The sequence below is a fragment of the Antarctobacter jejuensis genome, assembly GCF_052266595.1.
GTDB lineage: Bacteria > Pseudomonadota > Alphaproteobacteria > Rhodobacterales > Rhodobacteraceae > Antarctobacter > Antarctobacter jejuensis.
This window is the reverse complement of sequence record NZ_JBQQXJ010000014.1, coordinates 15,806-36,307: the sequence shown is the minus strand read 5'-3', so window position 1 is coordinate 36,307 and position 20,502 is coordinate 15,806. Positions and strand designations below refer to the sequence as shown.

At 62.9% G+C, this 20,502-nt stretch carries 16 protein-coding genes; 5 read left to right on the top strand and 11 right to left on the bottom strand.

Features of this window, described 5'->3' with window-relative positions; translation table 11 throughout:
* Window positions 1-42: 42 nt before the first annotated feature.
* Complete coding sequence (locus ACTXGA_RS18260; protein ID WP_443396042.1) at window positions 43-309, top strand: DUF5132 domain-containing protein; 267 nt, start codon at window positions 43-45, stop codon at window positions 307-309.
* The gene (locus ACTXGA_RS18255; RefSeq protein WP_443396041.1) at window positions 293-781 is read left to right on the top strand and encodes an HMA2 domain-containing protein; all 489 of its coding nucleotides are present in this window, start codon (window positions 293-295) and stop codon (window positions 779-781) included. Before ACTXGA_RS18260 ends, ACTXGA_RS18255 begins: the two co-directional genes overlap by 17 nt.
* 4 nt (window positions 782-785) lie before the next feature.
* Here ACTXGA_RS18255 and ACTXGA_RS18250 read toward each other — a convergent pair whose 3' ends face one another.
* The 6 genes from ACTXGA_RS18250 to dctP all read right to left on the bottom strand — a co-directional run bounded on the left by ACTXGA_RS18250 (window position 786) and on the right by dctP (window position 9,861).
* Window positions 786-1,919 carry a methionine adenosyltransferase domain-containing protein gene (locus ACTXGA_RS18250; RefSeq protein WP_443396040.1) on the bottom strand — a complete coding sequence of 378 codons (1,134 nt, stop codon included), beginning with the start codon at window positions 1,917-1,919 and terminating at the stop codon, window positions 786-788.
* Window positions 1,916-4,816, bottom strand: a complete 2,901-nt coding sequence (locus ACTXGA_RS18245) for a cation-translocating P-type ATPase (RefSeq protein WP_443396039.1) — start codon at window positions 4,814-4,816, stop codon at window positions 1,916-1,918. Before ACTXGA_RS18245 ends, ACTXGA_RS18250 begins: the two co-directional genes overlap by 4 nt.
* On the bottom strand, window positions 4,813-6,372 hold the full coding sequence (locus tag ACTXGA_RS18240; protein ID WP_443396038.1) for a bifunctional aminoglycoside phosphotransferase/ATP-binding protein: 1,560 nt from the start codon (window positions 6,370-6,372) through the stop codon (window positions 4,813-4,815). The genes ACTXGA_RS18245 and ACTXGA_RS18240 overlap by 4 nt, the downstream gene beginning before the upstream one ends.
* Window positions 6,373-6,876: 504 nt before the next feature.
* Entirely contained in the window at window positions 6,877-8,169 is a 1,293-nt protein-coding gene (locus ACTXGA_RS18235; RefSeq protein WP_443396037.1) for a TRAP transporter large permease, read from the bottom strand.
* Entirely contained in the window at window positions 8,166-8,780 is a 615-nt protein-coding gene (locus ACTXGA_RS18230; RefSeq protein WP_443396036.1) for a TRAP transporter small permease, read from the bottom strand. Before ACTXGA_RS18230 ends, ACTXGA_RS18235 begins: the two co-directional genes overlap by 4 nt.
* A gap of 76 nt (window positions 8,781-8,856) precedes the next feature.
* A complete protein-coding gene (gene dctP, locus ACTXGA_RS18225) occupies window positions 8,857-9,861 on the bottom strand; it encodes a TRAP transporter substrate-binding protein DctP (RefSeq protein WP_443396035.1) in 1,005 nt (334 codons plus the stop codon).
* Window positions 9,862-10,438: 577 nt separating this feature from the next.
* On the opposite strand from dctP, the gene ACTXGA_RS18220 reads away from it, so the two are divergent.
* Window positions 10,439-11,275: a carbon-nitrogen hydrolase family protein gene (locus tag ACTXGA_RS18220; RefSeq protein ID WP_443396034.1), complete on the top strand. Its 837-nt coding sequence runs from the start codon at window positions 10,439-10,441 to the stop codon at window positions 11,273-11,275.
* Between the two features lie 66 nt (window positions 11,276-11,341).
* Complete coding sequence (gene putA / locus ACTXGA_RS18215) at window positions 11,342-15,007, top strand: bifunctional proline dehydrogenase/L-glutamate gamma-semialdehyde dehydrogenase PutA (protein WP_443396033.1); 3,666 nt, start codon at window positions 11,342-11,344, stop codon at window positions 15,005-15,007.
* Window positions 15,008-15,070: 63 nt separating this feature from the next.
* On the opposite strand, the gene ocd is transcribed toward putA, so the two are convergent.
* The 3 genes from ocd to ctlX are packed head-to-tail and all read right to left on the bottom strand — an operon-like array spanning window position 15,071 to window position 18,036.
* The gene (gene ocd / locus ACTXGA_RS18210; RefSeq protein ID WP_443396032.1) at window positions 15,071-16,135 is read right to left on the bottom strand and encodes an ornithine cyclodeaminase; all 1,065 of its coding nucleotides are present in this window, start codon (window positions 16,133-16,135) and stop codon (window positions 15,071-15,073) included.
* Window positions 16,136-16,150: 15 nt separating this feature from the next.
* Window positions 16,151-17,080, bottom strand: coding sequence for an arginase (gene rocF, locus ACTXGA_RS18205; protein ID WP_443396031.1), 930 nt, complete (start codon window positions 17,078-17,080; stop codon window positions 16,151-16,153).
* Window positions 17,077-18,036: a citrulline utilization hydrolase CtlX gene (ctlX, locus tag ACTXGA_RS18200; RefSeq protein WP_443396030.1), complete on the bottom strand. Its 960-nt coding sequence runs from the start codon at window positions 18,034-18,036 to the stop codon at window positions 17,077-17,079. Before ctlX ends, rocF begins: the two co-directional genes overlap by 4 nt.
* Before the next feature lie 129 nt (window positions 18,037-18,165).
* On the opposite strand from ctlX, the gene ACTXGA_RS18195 reads away from it, so the two are divergent.
* A complete protein-coding gene (locus tag ACTXGA_RS18195; RefSeq protein WP_443396029.1) occupies window positions 18,166-18,591 on the top strand; it encodes an Lrp/AsnC family transcriptional regulator in 426 nt (141 codons plus the stop codon).
* A 57-nt stretch (window positions 18,592-18,648) separates the two neighbouring features.
* Here ACTXGA_RS18195 and ACTXGA_RS18190 read toward each other — a convergent pair whose 3' ends face one another.
* Together ACTXGA_RS18190 and ugpE are read right to left on the bottom strand one after the other, a co-directional pair.
* Window positions 18,649-19,647 carry an ABC transporter ATP-binding protein gene (locus tag ACTXGA_RS18190; protein WP_443396028.1) on the bottom strand — a complete coding sequence of 333 codons (999 nt, stop codon included), beginning with the start codon at window positions 19,645-19,647 and terminating at the stop codon, window positions 18,649-18,651.
* A 3-nt stretch (window positions 19,648-19,650) separates the two neighbouring features.
* Window positions 19,651-20,487 carry a sn-glycerol-3-phosphate ABC transporter permease UgpE gene (ugpE, locus tag ACTXGA_RS18185; RefSeq protein WP_443396123.1) on the bottom strand — a complete coding sequence of 279 codons (837 nt, stop codon included), beginning with the start codon at window positions 20,485-20,487 and terminating at the stop codon, window positions 19,651-19,653.
* Window positions 20,488-20,502: the final 15 nt, after the last annotated feature.

Sequence of the window (20,502 nt, the reverse complement as noted above, 5' to 3'; positions counted from 1 at the left end):
CGAGCCCCCTCAATTCGGAAGCCAACGACAGGAGATATCGTGATGAGCAAGAATTTCATGTTGGGGGCGCTGGTCGCCACGGGCGCCGTGCTGCTGATCCCGGGCGTGGCGCAGGCCGTCGGACGGGCGGGCCGCCCGCTGATGCGCGCAGCAATGCGGACCGGCACCACCGCCTATGAGGAATTCAGCAAGGCCGGAGCCGAGGCCTATGAACACTTCGAGGATATCGCGGCCGAACTTCGCGAGGAAATGCAGGCCGAGCGCCAGGCGGCGGCCAAGGCCGCGGCCGAGGATGACCATGCCGCCTGAGGCCGAACATGCCGTCCATTACACGGTCAAGGCGCGTCTGGCTCATCAGACCGCGCGGCGGCTGCGCCTGCGGCTGACCGTGCCGCCGGGTCCCGAGGCCAATGCCATTGCCGATGCCTTGGCGCGGGTCGAAGGGGTCGCGCGCACCCGCGTCCGCCCCAATACCGCCAGCGTCATAATCGATACACTGGTGCCCGCCGAAACCGTGCTGCAGGCACTGCAGGAGGGCGGGTTGGTCAAACTGATGCCGCCGGTCAAAAAGCCGCCGGTCGGACAGGTGATCAACCTTGGCCTGCTGCAGGCGGACATGGCCATCGGCAAGCGCACCGGGGGCGCGCTGGACCTGAAGACATCCATCGGCCTGCTGCTGGCACTCGGGGCCATGATCCAGCTTGCACGTGGCAAGGTGGCCGGTCCGGCCCTGACCATGGCCCTGTCGGCCTATTCGCTGCTGGCCGCTGCGCGTAACTGAGCGTTCAGACCAGGTCTCCGGCCAAATCCGCCCTGTCCCAGGGTGTCTCAAGGTCCTCACGGCCGATCTGACCATAGGTCGCCAGCAGCTGGTAGAACCGTCCGTTGCGCGCGGCGGGCAGATCCCACAGGCCGAACCGCTCGGCGATGGCGCCGATACGGAAATCCATCTTTTCTTGCAGCCGCTGCCGGATCTGGCTGTCCGGCAACGTTCCACTGTCATGGCTATCCACCTCGATGCTGGCCGGGGCGATATCTCCGGGAATATAGGACAGCTGCACTTCGCATTCCCGGGCCAGACCGGCGGCGACGACACCACGCGCGGCAAATCGGGCAGCATAATCCGCAACCCGGTCGATCCGAGAGGGATCCTTGCCGCTGAGCGCAGAGCCGCTGTGCCGCACGAAGGCGCCATAGCCATCCTCGCCCGTCTTGCGCCCGGTCAGGCCGGTATGCGCCGCCGGACCGGCCGGCCCGGAGTGCGCCTGAACCGTCAGTCGCAGATCCTTGGCCGGCTGCAGGTCCAGCCCCGTCATGGCTCGGGCGATCACCTCATCGCGCATGACCGCCGCGATACTTTGCTCAGACATGCTTTCGACTGTCCCGAGGCTGAGCGCCACGGCCGTCACCGCCACCGGGCGACGGTCCTCAAAGCGGACGGCCACCTGCGCCTTGGCATCGGGCAGGAGCCAGCCCAGCCGCCCGCTTTCGCGCGCCGCATCCATCCCGGCCACAAGGCCCCGCGCCAGCATGACAGGCGCAGGCATCGCACCAGCGCCATCGCAGGCATAGCCGATGGCCGTCACCATGTGCCGCGCGCGCGCCTTGGCGATTTGTTCAGGCGACAGGTCTTCGCCGCGGGCCAGATCGAGGATCACGGTCATCCTATCTTCGTCCACCCCGTCATAGCCCGCCTCGGCCACCAAACGCCGCACCAGCGCCGCCGCGTCCACAGGCGCAGCCATGCCCGACCGCACCGACAAGAAGGCCACGCCAGAGGCAAGCGCGCATTCCGCATTGACCCCGGCCCGCCCGCCCTCTGTCAGCCAAGCATCCACCACGGCGTCGCTGATCTGATCACACAGCTTGTCCGGGTGGCCCTTGGTCACCGCATCCGATGTCATCACGAAATTTCTCATGGCTGGCCCTCCACTTCGTCCAGTCCCAAAGCCACTCCCCGGCGCAGCAAAACCGACGCGGCGGGGGTGACAGTCGCCGTCAACGCCAGCGCGACCGGGCCCGCCCCGATCGGGGCAAGTCCCATCATCCGGCGCAGGGGCGGCACGAAGAACGGCAGCACCGCCAGCCCCGAAGACACCAGAACCGCGCTGTCCAAAGCCCGGTTCTCCAACAATTTTCCGGGGCGCAGATGGCGCACATCGGACCGCTGACAGACCAGCGTGTACAGCAACTGCCCCAGTGACAGCGACAGGTAGGTCATGGCGCGCGTCCGCGGCCCCGGACCATAGCGCCGAAGCCCTATGAAATGGCACAGCAGCGTCGCCGCCGAGATCCCCGACGTGTCCAGCATCATCCGGCGGAAATGCTGTGGCGGAATGATCGGTTCATCCCGGCGGCGCGGAGGCTGATCCAATACGTCCGGGTCCGGATCGGCCAGAGCCAGTCCAAGTCCCGGAAGAACGTCGCTGACAAGATTGATCCACAAGAGTTCCATCGGCGTTTCCAGTTCACCCGGGCCATGCGCGGCCTCGACAATGCCGACAGCGATCTCCGACATGTTGGTGGTGATCAGGAACTCCAGCGACCGGCGGATGTTGCGATAGATCGTGCGTCCCTGCGCTACCGCGTCGGACAGCGTGGCCAGTTCATCGTCGCGCACCACAACGTTGGCCACCTCACGGGCGAGGTCCGCACCGCTGGCCCCCATGGCGATGCCAACATCGGCGGTCTTCAACGCGGGGCTGTCGTTGACCCCGTCGCCGGTCATGCCCACAACCACGCCACCGCGTTGCAGGGCCCGGATGATGGCCTGCTTGTGCTCGGCGCTGACGCGGGAAAATACATGCGTCTCGCGCGCCACCGCGCTCAGCAAGTCGGGCGGCATCCGGCCCAGCTGTGGCGCGTCGACGATCCGCAGGGGCGCTCCAGCCGACAAATCCAGATCCTCGGCGATGGCGCGGGCAGTCGCTGTCTGATCGCCGGTGATCATTACGGTGCGCAGCCCGGCGCGGTGCATTGCGCGCACAAAATCCGGCGCATCGGCGCGCAGCGGATCGACCATCCCGAGCAGCCCCTGCCAGATCAGCCCCTGCGGCGCGTCAGGATCGCCGGGCCAAGAACCTTGGGCAAAGCCCAGCACGCGCGCGGGTCTGCCCGCAAGCCGGTCGTTCAGGGACCGGATATTGGCGCGGTCGGTTTCGCTCAGGGCGCGGAGGTTACCGTGCTCAACCACCCGGTCGCACATCTCCAGCACACGCTCCGGCGCGCCCTTGACCACCATCTGCGGGTCGGCTCCGCGGTGCAGCGACCCGGTCCAGGGCCGGCGCAGGTTGCGGTCGATCCGGGCGGCTATCGGCGCGTCCCGCAGCAGGGCCAGGGGTACCTGTCCGTGCGAAAGGGCGAAATCCAATAGCGCGCGTTCCGTGGCAGAGGCCCCCACCGCGCGGCTATCGCGGACCTCGGCCAGACTGGCCATGGCGGCCACGCGGGCCAGCGGTTTCAGGTCCGGCCCTGCAAGATCATCGGCCTCTTGCGTGCCGATCCCGGCCAATTCCACGGACAGGCGGTTTTCCGTCAGCGTCCCGGTCTTGTCGACGCAGATCACCTCCATCGCGCCCAAAGCCTCGACCGCGCTCAACTGGCGTACGAGGATGCCGCGTTTCTGCATTCGTTTCAGCCCCAGTGACATGGTCGTGGTGGCCACCACCGGCAGGCCTTCGGGCACCGCCGCTACCGCCAGCGCCAATGTGTCCTTGAAAATTTCGGCCAAGGCCGACCCGCGCGCCCAGCCAAGACCAAAGAACAGCGCGCAGGCCGCCAAAGACAGCTTGGCCAGACGTTCCCCCAATGCATCCAGTTCCACCTCGACCGGTGCACGGGGCCGTTCGGCCGTGCCACTGAGCAGCGCGATCCGTCCGGCTGCGGTCCCGGCCCCGGTCGCCACGACCAATGCGCGCCCTGCCCCTTCGGTCACCAATGACCCGGCGTGCAGCATGTTGGGCCGCGCCCCGATAGGCGCATCCGGGGCCACCTCTGCATCGCTGCGCTTGCGCACCGCCTCGGATTCCCCGGTCAGGACGGATTCGTCCACCATCAGTCGATCATCGGAAATCAGCCGCGCGTCCGCAGCGATCGGAATGCCGGGCCGCGCCAGAAGCACGTCTCCCGGGACAATATCCCGTCCCGGCACCTGCACCTCTTGCCCGCCGCGCAGCACGGGCACGTTGCTTCCCGACACATCCATCAGGCTGTCGATGGCAGCCTCCGCCTGCCCTTCGGTGATGTAGCCAAAGACGGCATTGAGCGCGACAACCGACAGCGTCGCCATCGCGTCCGCAACGCCGCCGCTGGCCAGCGAAACCGCAGAGGACACGCCCAGCATCCCGACAGGCAGGGATTGGAACTGACGCATGAAAACACCCAGTTGCGAGCGGCTTTCCTCCGCTGGCAAGCGGTTTTCGCCAAAGTGCAAACGCCGCGACGCCGCCTGTTCCGCCCTCAGGCCCAGCATCGCGTCGGCACCGTGCTGCTCAACGAATTGCGGTAGCGACAGGCCCAGAGCAGGGTCCGAAGCCTCGGAGGCGGGCGTCGATCGGGCCTCTTCTCCGGCCAGCGCGCGGGATAGCACTCGCTGTACGAGCGTCAGCAGCCTCTCGTGCCTGACCTCCCCTTGTTTGCGCAGGACGATGCTGCCTGACACAGCACGAACCGCCACATCATCGCACTCCGGACATTCCGACAGCAGAGACCGCAGGCGTCGGCACAGATCGGGCGACCGGCGTATCCCATCGACGTGCAGCCGCACCCGTCCCTGCGCCGTTTCATGAACGATCCGGATCCCGGAGCGCCCGCTCATGCCGCATCGTAGGGCGCGTTCGTGGAGGCATCGCCGCTGAGCGCCCGCCGGGCATGGGTCAATGTCTCCGCCGCCTGCCCCGAGGCATCGACCTCTATCCAACCCATTTCTCCCGGGTCGATGGTCAACTGCGCGCGCACCACATCGGCGTCAGCGTCAGAGGCATCTTCGTGCCGCGCCGTCACACGCGACTCCAGCACTGCGGGGGACGCCTCCAGCCAGAGGCCTGTGAAGCCTGCGCCACAGCGCGCCGCCACAGCTTCGATCGCGGCCCGTTCTGCGGGTTTCAGGAAAACCGCATCCACGATCACGCTCTGCCCGGCCTCCAATGCCATGCGGGCGAGAGCGTCCAGCCGGTGATAGACTTGCGCGCTGATTTCGGGCCGGTAATGGCTGTCGTCCAGACGCGTCTGCGGATCAACTCCGAACAGCGCCTTGCGGATCGTGTCACTGCGCAGATGCACCGCCCCGGGACCCGCCCCCAGATCCGGGGCCAGCCCGCGCGCCAGCGTCGTTTTCCCAGTGCCGGACAATCCGCCAATGGCCAGTAGACGCGCAGGCCTTGGTGTCATGAAAGCGCAAGCCTCGCGCAGGTATCCCCGCGCCTCTTCGGGCGCCGGATCGCTGTCCTGTTGTGCGCGCGCTGACTGCACCGCCACCATCGCGGAAATTCCTGCACGCACGGCCAGAAACAACGGCAGCGCAGCAAGCCCCGCGTAACGCAGATCGGCCCGCGCGCTGAACAGATAGCTGTTCAGCACCGTGTTCGCCGCCTCCGGCAGGTTCCGGTGCAAAAGATCCATCAGCAGAAACGCAAGATCGTAGAGAACGTCGCAGGTGCCCAATTCCTCGCTGAACTCCAGCGCGTCGAATGGGACGGGCACACCGTCCAGCAGCACGATGTTCCTCAGGTGCAGGTCACCATGGCAACGCCGGACCTGCCCCGCCACCGCGCGCGCATCCAACAGACCTGCGTGACGCGTCAGCGCCTCTCTCGCCCGGGTCAGGAAATCATCGGTATCGGACTGTGGCAAGGCATCGGCCATGCCTGCGAATTCCCGCTCCAACTCGTCCAGTATGTCACCAATCCGCCAGGCGGCCTTGGGAGCCCGATGGACCGGTGCGTCCGCGTGGTAACGGGCGACGCTGGAGCCGAGGCGCTCGGCGACCCTGCGACCCAGCGCACCGCGCGCCGCCACCCGGTCCAGTTGGTCCTCATCCGGAAACCGCCACATGCGCAGCGCCCACTCGACGGTTTCGCCATCGCCATCCAAGGCAAGCCCCCCGTCACTGGTGCGCGTGATCGGGACAAGATCGCGGTAGATCGTCGGCGCGAAAGGCGCATTCAACTCCAGCTCTCGCTCCAGCGCGGCCTTGCGGCCCGGAAGTGTCGAATAATCAAGGTAGTCGTAGCGCACGGCGCGCTTGATCTTGAGCGCCACTTTGCCGCCCAGAAAGACGAAAGCGCCGTGCGTCTGCACCAATTCGACGGTTCCCGCATCGGGATACAGCATCGGCTGGCTCACAAAGGAGACCACCTCGTCCTGTTCCGGCATTTCACCCCCGTCTTTCCGTTTCCGACCAACATGGAAGGGTCCGCTCCTTGATCGCATGGGCGACGCACGACGCCATTGATCGGAGTCAAAGCATACCGGATTTCGGCGGAAATCCGCGTTCCAAAGCAATTCATTTCCCGCCGTTTCTCACTACAGTTGAATGGAAGATGAGCCATGTGAAAATTGCGGGCCGGGTATGCGCTCAATGCTGGTGGTCAGAGGCAGTTTGCCTGATTAATTGGCAATCGTAAAACTTGCTCCTCGAAAGGATCGGGATAATGGCACAAGCAGTAAGAAACGTCATGGGCATCGTAGCGATGATCTCCGCGACAGCGCTTTTTATTGGCCTGCATTCCTGGGCATTCGTCCAGTAAATCAGCCCAATCCTGTCGCTGACGCGGGTTAGTGGATCGCGAAACCAGGCGATCAACCAGCGTTCAATCGTCACGAATACCAAAAAGGCGCCCGTTTCCGGGCGCCTTTCGGTGTTTCAGGGAACGCCGCTTACCGTCCAAGCAGGAGATCGGGCAGCCACAGCGCCAGTTCCGGAATGAAGGTCGTCAGCATCAGCGTCGGCAACCAAGCGAAGACGATGAACACCAGCGTCGGCCACAGCATGCGCGACACCGGGATGTCACAGACCTGCGCGCCAAGATAGAGCAGCGGTGCCGTCGGGGGCGTGATATTCGCCATGCCAAGGTTCACCCCGATGACAGCCGCAAAGTGGATCGGGTCCATGCCGGTGCTCTGCGCGATGGGCAACAGGATCGGGGTCGCCAGAAGCAGGCCCGAAATATCGTCCATCAGCATCCCGATCAGGATCATCACGACGTTGATCATCAGCAGGATCACGATCGGGTTGTCCGACACCGAATAGACCATCTGCTTGGCCAGATCCGGCGCGCCCTGCGCGATCAGGTTGTCGGACACGATCAGCACCATGAAGATCATCACCATCACGACACCGATGGTCACGCCGGACGTCTGGATGGTGGTCGCCAAGGTTTTCCACGTCAGTCCGCGATAGAAGTAGATCGCCACCGGGATCGCGTAGACAACGGCAATGCCTGCGGCCTCTGTCGGGGTCATGATGCCCCCGTAGATCCCGCCCAGAATGATGATCGGCATCATCAGTGCGGGCCCCGCCAGCCGCCCCTGCCGCCCCAGTGTCGGCATGAAGGGCGTGGGCCGATCCGTCAGCTTGATGTCATTGTATTTGCGCAGCATGAACTGGTTGGTGATGATCAGCAGCGTGATGAGGATGATCGCCGGGATGACCGTCGACAAAAAGCATTTCAGCACGTGCTGCTGGGCCACCCATCCATACAGGATATGCGACGAACTGGGCGGGATCAGCAGACCAAGCGGACTGGCCGAAACGATCAGGGCCGCCGATTGTCCGCCCGGATAGTTCGCCTTTTTCAGGTGCGGCATCATGATGCCGCCGATGCAGGTCAGGGTCGCGTTGGCACTGCCCGAGATGGATCCGAAAATCCCGCAGGCCAGAACCCCCGCCGCGCTGAGCCCCCCCTTGATATGACCGATGAACATTTCGGCCAGGGCAACAAGGGGCGCGGCGATCCTGCCCTTTTCCATGATACCACCGGCGATCATGAACAGCGGAATCGCCAGCAGAACCAGCGAACGGATCCCCGTCGATCCCGTCGGCAGGTAGCCGGTGATCGACTGATCCCCGACCAGAGCGATGAAGATCAGAACCGCCCCAAAGGCCACATAGACGCTGACGCCAAGGAGCAGCATCAAGCATACGATAACCAGACTTCCGGTAATGATCATTTTCCGGCCCCCTTGGCCATTTCGGACCTGAGGGGAAGGCCCAGTCCTTTGCGGATGTGTACGTAAAGATAGGCAGAGGTGAAGATCGCCATGAAGCCGAAGGCCACCATGATCGCGATGCGCCATGACACGAAGGGAATGCGCAGCACCGGGGTAGACCGCAGCCGCGGGAAGGAGAAGTCGTCAAGGAGCGAGACGTAACACGCATAAAAGAGAAACAGGATAACGACCAATTCGATGATCAACACAACCAGTTGGCGCCACCAGGCGATCTTGTCGTCCTTGATCACGATGCCAAGGATATCGGCGTTGATATGCAGGTTGCGGGCAGAGGCCAGAACGGCACCGGCGAAAAAGCCCACGATGCTGAAGGCCAACAGCCATTCCTCGTAGGCAAAAAGATCGCCGCCAAAGCCGTACCGGATGACGACAACCGCGCCGAATGTGAATGCCATGAGAAACCCGGAGATCGTCACGATCACCCTCATGACCCAGGCAACCAGCTTCATCGGATAGCCGATGATCACGGGCAATTCGTCTGTTATTTTCTGTGGGCGGCTACTGACCTCTTCGCCGATGTAATGCGGCAGGTCGTCCTTGATCGTTGACATGTCACCCCCTGTTTTCTTGATTCTTTCGGTAGAAAAAGGGCCGGCAAATTTGCCGGCCCTCCGAATTGTCGAGTGATCAGTTCTTGTCCGACAACATGCGGTCGACGATCTCCTGACCGACGCTTTCGGCCATCATGGGCCAGATTTCTTCGCGGATTTTTGCCGCAACTGCCGCCTGCTCCTCAGGGCTGTACTTGAGGATGGTATAGCCGCTTTCGACCAGTTTCGCCTCGAATGCCGCGTCGTTCTCACGGTTGTAGGCAAAGAAGTCGTCAGATGCCTTTGTCATTGCCGCGAAGAGGACCTCGCGCTGTTCCTCGGTCATCTTGTCCAGCGTCCGCTGCGAGGCGTAGTAGGTGGTCAGCTCGGAGATCGCGTTGACTTCGATGAAGTGCGTGCCGACGTCCGACTGAGCGAAGATGGAATAGGTCGCGGTCTTGGTGCAGCAGATCGCCCCGTCGACGATGCCCGACTGGATTGCCGGGAAGATGTCGCCCCAGGCCATGGTGGTTGCCTTGTAGCCAAGGGTTTCGACCATGGATTTCACGATGCTGGAAGACCAGACACGGATGTTCATGCCCTTGTCGCCAAAGTCGTTCCAGTTTGTCGGTTCCTTGGTGGCGACGATGCCGACAAAGCCTTCGGGGTTCTGCGCGACCACGTGAACGCGGTATTCGTCGGTGAGCTCCTGCAGCACCTTGTTATACTCGGAGTCCATGTTGCGCATGATGCTGTCCATCTCGTCCCAACCGCTGACGAGGAAGGGCATGGACAGGAATTCAAGGCGCGGGTCGGTGTCGGCGTAGATGAAGGCCGAGGCCAGATCGATGTTGCCGCGGGCCACGTCTTCGAACAGCGCTTCGCCAGAGCCAAGCTGGTTGGCCGGGAAAACATTGATCGTAAGACCGACGTTCGCCGCCGCAACGTCTGCTGCGACCTGCTCCATCATTTTCGTGCCCTGGTGGTCGATCGGAAACACGCCGGCAAACCGCAGGGTCATTTCCTCTGCGAAGGCAGCGGTCGACATGACCGCGCTCAACGCGCCGACCGTCAAGATGTTGTTAATCTTTGAAAATTTCATCTATATTTCTCCCTGTGGACACTTATTTTTGTTCCGTGCGAGGTCGCTTTTCCAAGCAACCTCTGGCTAGGCGTTTGGTCAGCCTAGTTTAAAATATTTATGGCGGCAATTTGTATCGCACAGCCATTTTGGCCCGCAGGAATATTGCTCTGATTTGTGCGTGCGGTTTGTGCATGTTGCGGATCCCCAGTTTGGCGATGCTCGCGAGCCGCCCGGCCAAGAACACCGGAAAACGGCCTTTCGTCCCCCCGCCACACCTGAGGTGGTTTTCGGATAATCGTCCAAAAACCGCCGCCGCCCGCCCAATGCGGCCGGACCGGTGGCACGCTCCATCCCCTGTTCACGCTGCTCGCAAATTGGGCCGTTGTCCCATCGCATCTGCCCGCGCCGGAGAACACGCTAGCCATTGATGTTTATCTGGTGCACCATCGAAACGGTTGGCCGAACCGGGCCGACCTTGCGATGTGCGAAAACCTCCGAAGTCACAGGATTACTGCTCCGCCCGCGCGGAACCGCCGTGATCCGACACAAAAGGGAGAGACCGGCATCGCAGGTGTATTAGGAGGAGACGGGATTGATGTCATCGCAGGACGCCCTGAGGCTTCTGGCCTGCCAGATCGACATCCCCGCCATGACAAGCGCCGAAGAACGGGATCAACACCTTGCACGCTCCGCCGCCAGGATCGAGGCGCAGCTTTCGCAGACCCCGGCGGATATCGTCGTCCTGCCAGAGCTTTCCAGCATTGATTATTCGCGCGCGGCATTTTCCTGTCTCGACGTGTTGGCGGAACCGCTGGATGGTGCGTCCTTTGAATGCTGGCGCGCGGTCGCGCAAAAGCACGATACCTTTGTCAGCTATAGCTTCGCCCGCAAGGCAGAGGATGGTTTCTGCATCTCCATCGCCGTGGTGAATCCGTTGGGAGAACTTGTCGGTCACTATGACAAGCTGCATCTGGCACAATATGGCGCGTCGATGGAAAAGGAATACTTCCGGCGCGGTGATCACCTGTTTTCCTTTGATATCAAGGGGTTCAGACTGGCCCCCTTCATCTGCTACGACATCCGCTTTCCCGAGCTGGCGCGCGCATTGGTTCTGAACCATGGCGCAGAGGTCATTCTGCATTGCGGGGCCTATTTCCGGGATCCCTCCTTTCACACATGGCATGCCTTTGCGACCGCAAGGGCAATCGAGAACCAGATCTTTTTCCTGTCGCTGAACCGCGCCGGTCAGGATTACGGCGACTCGCTGTTCTGTTATCCCTGGATGGACGAAACCGCCGGTCCGCTGAATTTCAGCGAACATGACGAAGACCTGCGCCTGATCACTATTGATCGGGACAGACTGAACGAAGCCCGCGAAACCTATACGTTTTTGCGGGACAGGCGGGACAGTTACGACCGGCCATCGCCGTAGCGGACGTCATGCCTCCTGCGTGATCAGACTAGCCAGAACGCCCCATCCCAACCGGAGACGATCAAGATGAACGACGCAGCCACCGCAGCCCTAGCCGACCAAAATCCGATGCGCGCGAAAGTGCGGGCCAACTATACTGCGGATGAAGCCGAGTTGATCAAATCGCTGGCCGCACGGATCAAGCTGTCCAAGGAGGACCGTGCAAAGGCCGCGGCCGCCGGGGCGCAATACGTGACACGGGTGCGCAATGAAACCTCGCCCTCCATGATGGAGGCGTTTCTGGCTGAATACGGTCTGTCGACCTCCGAGGGTGTCGGGCTGATGTGCCTTGCCGAGGCGCTGCTGCGTGTACCCGATCCCGTGACGATCGACGATCTGATCGAAGACAAGGTCGCGCCGTCAAACTGGGGCGCGCATCTGGGGCATTCGTCGTCGTCGCTGGTCAATGCCTCGACCTGGGCGCTGTTGCTGACGGGCAAGGTTCTGGATGACGAAACCAAGGGTCCGGCGCGCGCCCTGCGGGGGCTGGTCAAGCGGCTGGGTGAGCCGGTGGTGCGCAACGCGGTCGGCCAGTCGATGAAGATCCTCGGTCGGCAATTCGTTCTGGGCCAGACCATCGAAGAGGGTCTCAAGAACGCAAAACCGCTTGAGAAAAAGGGATACACCTATTCCTACGACATGCTGGGCGAAGCCGCCCGCACCGACGAGGACGCACAACGCTATCATCAGGCTTACGCCAAGGCGATCACCGCGATTGCCAAGCAGGCCAAGGGCGATGTGCGCTCCAGCCCGGGTATCTCGGTCAAGCTATCGGCGCTGCACCCCCGCTATGAATACACCCACAAGGAAACGGTGATGGCAGAGCTGCTGCCGCGCGCACTGGAACTTGTGAAACAGGCCGCCGCCGCCGGGATCGGTTTCAACATTGATGCAGAGGAACAGGACCGGCTGGATCTGTCGCTCGACCTGATCGAGGCGATGCTGTCGGACCCTGCGTTGAAGGGCTGGGACGGTTTCGGCGTCGTGGTTCAGGCCTATGGCCGCCGCGCTGCCCCGGTCATCGAAACGCTCTACGACATGGCCGAGCGGTACGATCGCAAGATCATGATCCGGCTGGTGAAAGGCGCCTATTGGGACACCGAGATCAAGCTGGCGCAGGAACTCGGCGTTCAGCGGTTCCCGGTTTACACCCGCAAGAACAACACCGACGTCAGCTATATGGCCTGCGCGCAATTGCTGCTGGACCGGCGCGACCGCATCTATCCGCAGTTTGCCACCCACAACGCCCATACCTGCGCCGCCGTGGTGGCGATGGCAGGCAATGATAAGGACAGTTTCGAATTTCAGCGCCTGCATGGCATGGGTGAATCGCTGCACGAAATCGTCAAGCAGTCCGAGGGCACGCGCTGCCGGATCTATGCGCCCGTCGGCGCGCATCAGGATCTGCTGGCCTACCTTGTGCGGCGTTTGCTGGAAAACGGCGCCAACTCTTCCTTCGTGAACCAGATCGTCGATCCCGATATCCCGGCGGAAACCATCTCTGCCGATCCGGTGAGCCAGATGGAAAAGCTGGGGGACCAGATCGCCAGCCCGACCATCCGGCAACCCGCCGACCTCTTTGCCCCTGAGCGGCCGAATTCCAAGGGCTACCGGATCAACGAACCGGCCTCGATCCTGCCGCTTCTGGCGGCGCGCGAACAGTTCGCCGACGCCACGTGGTCGGCAACGCCGATGATCGCAGGGGGGCGTGCCTCCACCGGTCCGGTGCGCGAGGTCTATTCGCCAGCAGACAAAAAGCGCCTTGTCGGCACGGTACAAGAGGCCACATCCGAAGATGTCGCCGCCGCGATTGAAGCCGCAGAAGAAGGGTTCAAGGCGTGGTCAGCTACCCCGGTCGCAGATCGTGCCAATGTGCTGCGCAGGCTGGCGGACCTTTATGAGGACAACATCGCCGAACTCACCTCGATCACCACGCGCGAGGCGGGCAAGACCATTCTCGACGGCATAGCCGAGGTGCGCGAGGCGGTGGATTTCCTGCGCTACTACGCCAACGAGGCGGAACGGCTGGACGAAGAGGAACCGGGCAGCCCCCGGGGCGTCTTTGTCTGCATCAGCCCGTGGAACTTTCCACTGGCGATTTTCACCGGCCAGATCGCGGCGGCGCTGGCCGTGGGCAATGCGGTGCTAGCAAAACCCGCCGAACAGACACCGATGATCGCGACCCGCGCGGTGCAGATGATGCGCGAGGCCGGTCTGCCTGAGGCAGCCCTGCAACTTCTGCCCGGCGACGGCCCCACGGTTGGCGGCCCGCTGACCAGTGACCCGCGCATTGCCGGGGTCTGCTTCACCGGCTCAACCGAAGTAGCGATGATCATCCACAAGGCGCTGGCGCAAAACGCCGGGCCGGATGCCGTGCTGATCGCCGAAACGGGCGGTCTGAACGCGATGATCGTGGACTCTACCGCGCTGCCGGAACAGGCGGTGCGCGATATCCTGATCTCATCGTTCCAGTCCGCCGGTCAGCGCTGTTCGGCACTGCGGGTGCTGTATGTACAGGAAGATGTGCATGACAAGCTGATGCACATGCTGTCGGGCGCGCTGGATGCTCTTGTGATCGGCGATCCGTGGCGCACGGATGTCGATGTCTCGCCGGTGATCGACGCCGACGCTCAGGCTGACATCATGGGCTATATCGCGGCGCACAAGACCGCGGGATCGTTGGTCAAGACCCTCCCTGCCCCAAGCGAAGGCACCTACGTGACCCCCGCAATCGTCAAGGTTGGCGGGATTGCCGATATGGAGCGCGAAATCTTCGGTCCCGTCCTGCATGTCACCACCTTCAAGGCAAAGGACATCGACAAGGTGGTCGACGACATCAACGCCCGCCAGTACGGCCTGACCTTTGGCCTGCACACCCGGATCGACGACCGGGTCGAGCAGATCATCGAACGCATCCAAGTTGGCAATTGCTATGTGAACCGCAACCAGATCGGCGCCATCGTCGGCAGTCAGCCCTTCGGTGGCGAAGGCCTGTCCGGCACCGGCCCCAAGGCGGGCGGTCCGCTGTACCTCACCCGCTTCCGCCGGGTCGGCAAGGTCGAAAGCCATGAAGCACCTGCAGGAGACGCCCTTGCGCCGGATGCACTGGACAAGGCGCTGGCGTCGATAGACGCGCGGAACTGGGCAGCGCGTTCGGACAGAGTCCATGTTCTGCGCACGGCCCTGAGCCGAAAATCCGGCGTGGTGCGCAAGGCGCTGACCGAAACCGCGGCCTTGGACATGTCGCCGCAATCTCTGCCCGGGCCGACCGGCGAAAGCAACCGGCTGCGCATGTACCCGCGCGGCAATGTCCTGTGCCTTGGCCCCACGCCGGAGATCGCGCTGGCGCAGGCGGTTCAGGCCCTCGGCGCAGGCTGCGGCGTGGTCGTGGCCGCCCCGGGCGCTGCGGAGGCCATCAAGGAACTGACTGCCGCCGGCGCGCCGATCAAGGCGCTGGACGGGACAGTGTCCGCAGACACGCTGCAAACCGTCAAGGACATTGCAGTTGTCTCTGCTGCGGGCAAATCGGAATGGACGCGTGGGTTGCGCATCGCGCTGTCACAGCGCGACGGGGCCATCGTTCCGCTGGTCACCGAAACGGTCGCGCCCGAACGCTATGTGATCGAACGGCATCTCTGCATCGACACGACGGCGGCGGGCGGCAACGCAAGCCTGCTTGCCTCTTCGTCCTGAGCGTCGGGTCGGCGCGCTGAACGCTGAGTAGAGAGGGGCCCAGGATCCGGGCCCCTTGTCGGTTCATGCCACCTGATCGGCAGGCTTGCCCCGTTGGAACATGCCGAACAGGTCCCGCGGATCATCCGGGTCGGCGATCATGTCTAGTTGGGTAAAGTAGGGCGTACCCACGATCGCCTTGGCCACGTAGCGCAACGCGCTGAAATCCTCGATCGCGAAGCCAACGCTGTCGAACAGGGTGATCTGCCGGTCATCGGTGCGGCCCTCGGCCTCGCCCAGGATGACCTGCCACAGCTCTGTCACCGCGTGGTCGGGGTCAAGCTGCTGTATCTCACCCTCGATCCGGGTCTGGGGCGGGTATTCCACAAAGATCGACGTACGCAGCAGGATATCGCGATGCAATTCCGTCTTGCCGGGGCAATCGCCGCCGATGGCGTTGATGTGCACGCCTGCGCCGACCATGTTGTCAGTCAAGATCGTGGCGTACTGCTTGTCCGCGGTGCAGGTTGTGACGATTTCCGCCCCTTCCATCGCCTCTTCGCCCGACCGGCAAGAAACCACCGTCAGCCCGCTGCCGCCGAGGTTCTTGGCACAGCGCGCGGTGGCAGAGGCATCGATGTCATACAGCCGTACAGTATCGATGCCGCAGATCGCCTTGAAGGCAAGGCACTGGAATTCCGATTGCGCGCCGTTGCCGATCATCGCCATGGTGCGCGCGCCCTTGGGCGCAAGGTGTCGGGCCGCCATCGCCGAGGTGGCCGCCGTGCGGAGTGCCGTCAGCAGGGTCATCTCGCTCAGCAGCTTCGGATAGCCGCTGTCCACATCGGCCAATAGGCCAAAGGCGGTCACGGTCTGCAGGCCTTCGGCCGTGTTCTTGGGGTGCCCATTGACGTATTTGAAACCGTAGGTCTCGCCGTCCGACGTGGGCATCAGTTCGATGACGCCGACGTCGGAATGCGACGCCACGCGCGGCGTCTTGTCGAACAGCGGCCAACGGCGGAAATCGGCCTCGATCTCTTCCGCGAGATCGATCAGCACCTGTTCGATGCCCACATGATGGACAAGAGCCATCATGTGTTCGACCGAGACAAAGGGAACATAGGCGAGTTCAGAGGGAAGCGTGGGCATGGTCGGACTTTCAGTTCAATAGCTTCGGGTGGGACGATCAAGGACCCTGCGGCCGAACAGGCTGGCCGTCAGGTCCAGCATCAGTCGGGCGGTACGTCCACGGTCATCAAGAAAGGGATTCAATTCCACGAGGTCGAGCGAGGTGACGCACCCGCTGTCATGCAGGGTCTCCATCACCAGATGAGCCTCGCGGAAGGTGGCGCCGCCGGGGACGGTGGTGCCCACGGCGGGTGCTATTTCGGGGTCGATGAAATCGACGTCGAGGCTGACATGCAGCAGCCCGTTTGCGGCGACGACCCGGTCAAGGAACTCCTGCAACAAGGGCGCCATTCCGCGCTCATCAATGGCGCGCATGTCATGGGCGGTGACTTCTGCGGCGTTCAGAAGGTCACGTTCCTCTCCGTCGACCGAGCGCAGGCCGATGATGCAGACGTTCCGCGGATCGAGCGCGGCAGGCACGGGGCCACCCAGCATGACGTCAAAGCCCTCCAGCCCGCAGGCAAAGGCCAGCGGCGTACCATGAAGATTGCCGCTGGGCGATGAGGCCAGCGTGTTGAAATCCGCATGGGCGTCCAGCCAGAGCACGAATTGCGGGCGGCCCATTTCGGCCGCCGCCGCCGCGTGGCCTGTCACCGTCCCCATGGACAAGGCGTGATCACCGCCCATGTAGATCGGCAGGGCAGTGCCCCGAGACAGGTCCCGCGCATGGCGATGCAGGCTGCGGGTCCAGCCCGCGACGTCCGGCAAGGATTTGAGATGCGGGTGCGGCGCCTCCAATGCACCGGTGTCGTCGGGCACCGCATCGCCAAGATCGGTCACGTCATGGCCAAGGGCGCGCAGGTCCTCGGCCAGTCCTGCGGTGCGATAGGCCGCCGGCCCCATGGCGCAGCCCCGCCGCCCTGCCCCGGCCTCGATCGGCACGCCAAGAAGTACGATGTCGGTCATTGGGTTTCTCCTGTTGAATTGTCCGCCGCCGCCGGGCGGGCGCTGAGGTGCAGCCCCGCGATCATGCAACGAACCGATCCGCCAGCGTGTTCGATGGTCGGAATATCCAGCGGCAGCAGCGTCACATGCCGTTCCAGCAAGGCCCGCTGCGCGGCATCCAAGGACCGCAGCGCGCGCGACGACAGCGCCAGTATCAGACCGTCACGGCCCTGCAACTCGATGGCATTGCCCGCGAAATCGGCGATCTGGGCATGGGTCAGGTCGATGATGTCGCGTTCGCCCCGGCGCAGCCGTTCCGCGACCTCGCGCCGCCGCGCGGCGTCCGGCATGGATTCCAGCCCGATCATGGCGAAATCGGTGCCGATGCACATCAGAACATTGGTGTGATAGATCGGCTGGCCATGGGCATCGACCGCGTCGAACACCACCGGCTCATAGTTGAAATGGGTGCAGAACCGCTCCAGCAGGATTTCACTGGTGCGCTTTGACCGGGCTGCATAGGCGACGCGTTCCAGATGGTCGATCACCATGGCGCCTGTGCCTTCGAGGAACAATCCGTCCTGCTCCAACCCGGAATAATCGATGATGTCCTGCACCCGGAACCGCTGTTTCAGCATCTCCGTCACGTCCTGCCGCCGTTCGGCGCGGCGGTTCGGAGAATACATCGGGTAAAGGGCCACATGGCCGCCGGAGTGGGTCGAAAACCAGTTGTTCGGAAACACCGAATCCGGGGTTTCCGTGCCTTCGTCCTCGAACAGGTGCACCTGCACACCGGCGGCCCGCAGCGCTTCGGCGGCCTGTGTGACTTCGGCATGAGCGGCACGGGCCACCTCTGAAGCGTCTATCGCGGGCGCTCTTTGAAAGTGGTTGTCGCGCGCGGTTTCGGCATTGGGTGTGAAATGATGCGGCCGGATCATGACGACCGAAGCGGGAGCTTGAAGCGAAGATCTGGGCATGGCGGCAGGGTTCCGGATTCTGGTGGATGTCGCAGTGATAACAGGGCGACTTGACGAACTGCATGGCCAAGGTGATAGAAATGCCCAGTGAAACTGTAACAATTGCACACCCCAACCTGGACAATTGCCATGCACGTCTATGATGATCTTGATCGCAGGCTGATCGCGATCCTGCGCGAGGACGGGCGGGCGCCGGTCTCCAAACTGGCGACCATTCTGGGCGTGTCGCGGGCGACGGTGCAAAACCGGCTTGACCGACTGCTGGAAACCGGCGCGGTCCTCGGCTTTACCATCCGGGCCCGCGAAGACGGCGGGGCGCAGGGTGTGCGCGCGATCATGATGATCGAAGTGTCCGGTCACTCGACCACGCAGGTGATCCGCAGCCTGCGCGGGATCTCGGCCTTGCGTCAGTTACATTCGACCAACGGAAACTGGGACCTTGTCGCCCAATTGAGCGCCGATAGCCTCGCCGACTTTGACCGGGTTCTGCGCGAGGTGCGTAGCATCCCGGGCATCACCAATAGTGAAACCTCGATCCTGCTGAGTTCGGTCTGAGGCGCGCGCAAGGCCTGCGCGGAGAAGACCTTGCCGGGTTTTGGGATGTCAGAGCCGTCAGATCCGCTTGCCGGAATCATCAAATCTCATCTCGGTGCTTTCGTCCCAGAGCAGCGAGACCTCCTCCCCTTCCTGCGGGAATGGCGCTGTCGCATCCTGCCGAACGGTAACTTGCGTGCCATCCGTCGCCCGGAGATGGATCAGGGTTTCGGCGCCCAAAGCCTCGCAGTTGAGCGTACGCGCGGTCAGCTTTCCCTGCGGAGACACGCGGATGTGTTCGGGACGGACACCGATCCGGGTGTTTTCTGACCGGCCCAGCAGCGCCCCGGAGAGGAAGTTGGTCGGCGGAGACCCAATGAACCCGGCAACGAATTCTGTGGCCGGATTGGCATAGACCTCCAGAGGCGCGCCGATCTGATCCGCCACCCCGCCGTTCATCACGATCATCCGGTCGGCCATGGTCATGGCCTCGACCTGATCGTGGGTGACATACAGTGCGGTCACCCCCAGTTCGCGCTGCAGCGCCTTGATCTCCAACCGCATCTGAACGCGTAGCTTGGCATCGAGGTTCGACAGTGGTTCGTCGAACAGGAACACCGCCGGTTTGCGCACGATGGCGCGTCCCATGGCGACGCGCTGCCGCTGTCCGCCGGACAACTCACGGGGTTTTCGTGCCAGGTAAGGTTCCAACTGCAACAGCTTTGCAGCCTGCTCCACCCTCTCGCGGATCTCGGCCTTGGGACGTTTCGCGATTTTCAGCCCGTAGGCCATGTTGTCGAAGACCGACATATGCGGATAGAGCGCGTAGTTCTGGAAAACCATGGCGATGTCCCGGGCCATCGGTTCGACCTCGTTCACGCGCTTTCCGTCTATCCGCACTTCACCGTCGGAAATCGTCTCCAACCCCGCCACCATGCGCAGCAAGGTGGACTTGCCGCAGCCAGACGGCCCGACGATCACGATGAATTCGCCATCCGCCACGTCGATCGAAACACCGTGAATGACATCGGTCTTGCCGAAGGATTTCTTGACGTTGTCGAGTGTCAGCGTCGCCATGTCTTATTTCTCGCTTTCCACAAGTCCGCGGATGAACAGTTTCTGCATCCCCACCACCACCAGCACGGGCGGGATCATCGCAAGGATCGACGTGGCCATGATGACGGGCCAGTCGGCGATGTCGTCACCGCTGGGGAACATCTGCTTGATGCCCATGACGATGGTGTTCATGTCGGGATCGGTGGTGATCAGTAGCGGCCAGAGATACTGGTTCCAGCCGTAGATGAAGAGAATGACAAAGAGCGCGGCGATATTGGTCCGGCTCATGGGCAGCAGGATATCGATGAAAAAGCGCATGGGCCCCGCCCCGTCGACCCGCGCCGCCTCTGCCAGTTCATCGGGCACCGTCATGAAGAATTGCCGGAACAGGAAGGTCGCGGTGGCCGAGGCGATCAACGGCAGGATCAGGCCCTGATAGCTGTTCAGCATGCCGAAATTGGCGATCACCTCATAGGTCGGCACGATGCGCACCTCAACCGGCAGCATCAGCGTCAGGAAGATCAGCCAGAAGAAAATCTTGCGGCCCGGAAAGTGGAAATAGACGATCGCAAAGGCCGACAGAAGGCTGATCACGATCTTGCCCAGCGCGATGCCGATGGCCATGATCATCGAATTCATCAGCATGACCGCTACGGGCGCGTTGATGCCCGCCGTCAGCGCCTTGGCGTAATTTTCGAAAAACCGGTCGCCGGGCAAAAGAGGCATCGGCGGGCGGACGATCTGCTGCTGTTCGACGGTGGAGGCGACAAAGGCCAGCCAGATCGGAAAGAAGATAAAGGCCACGCCCACGATAAGCCCCAGATGCGTCAGCCACAGGCCCGCGCCGCGCTTTTCAACCATGCCGGATTGCTGCGC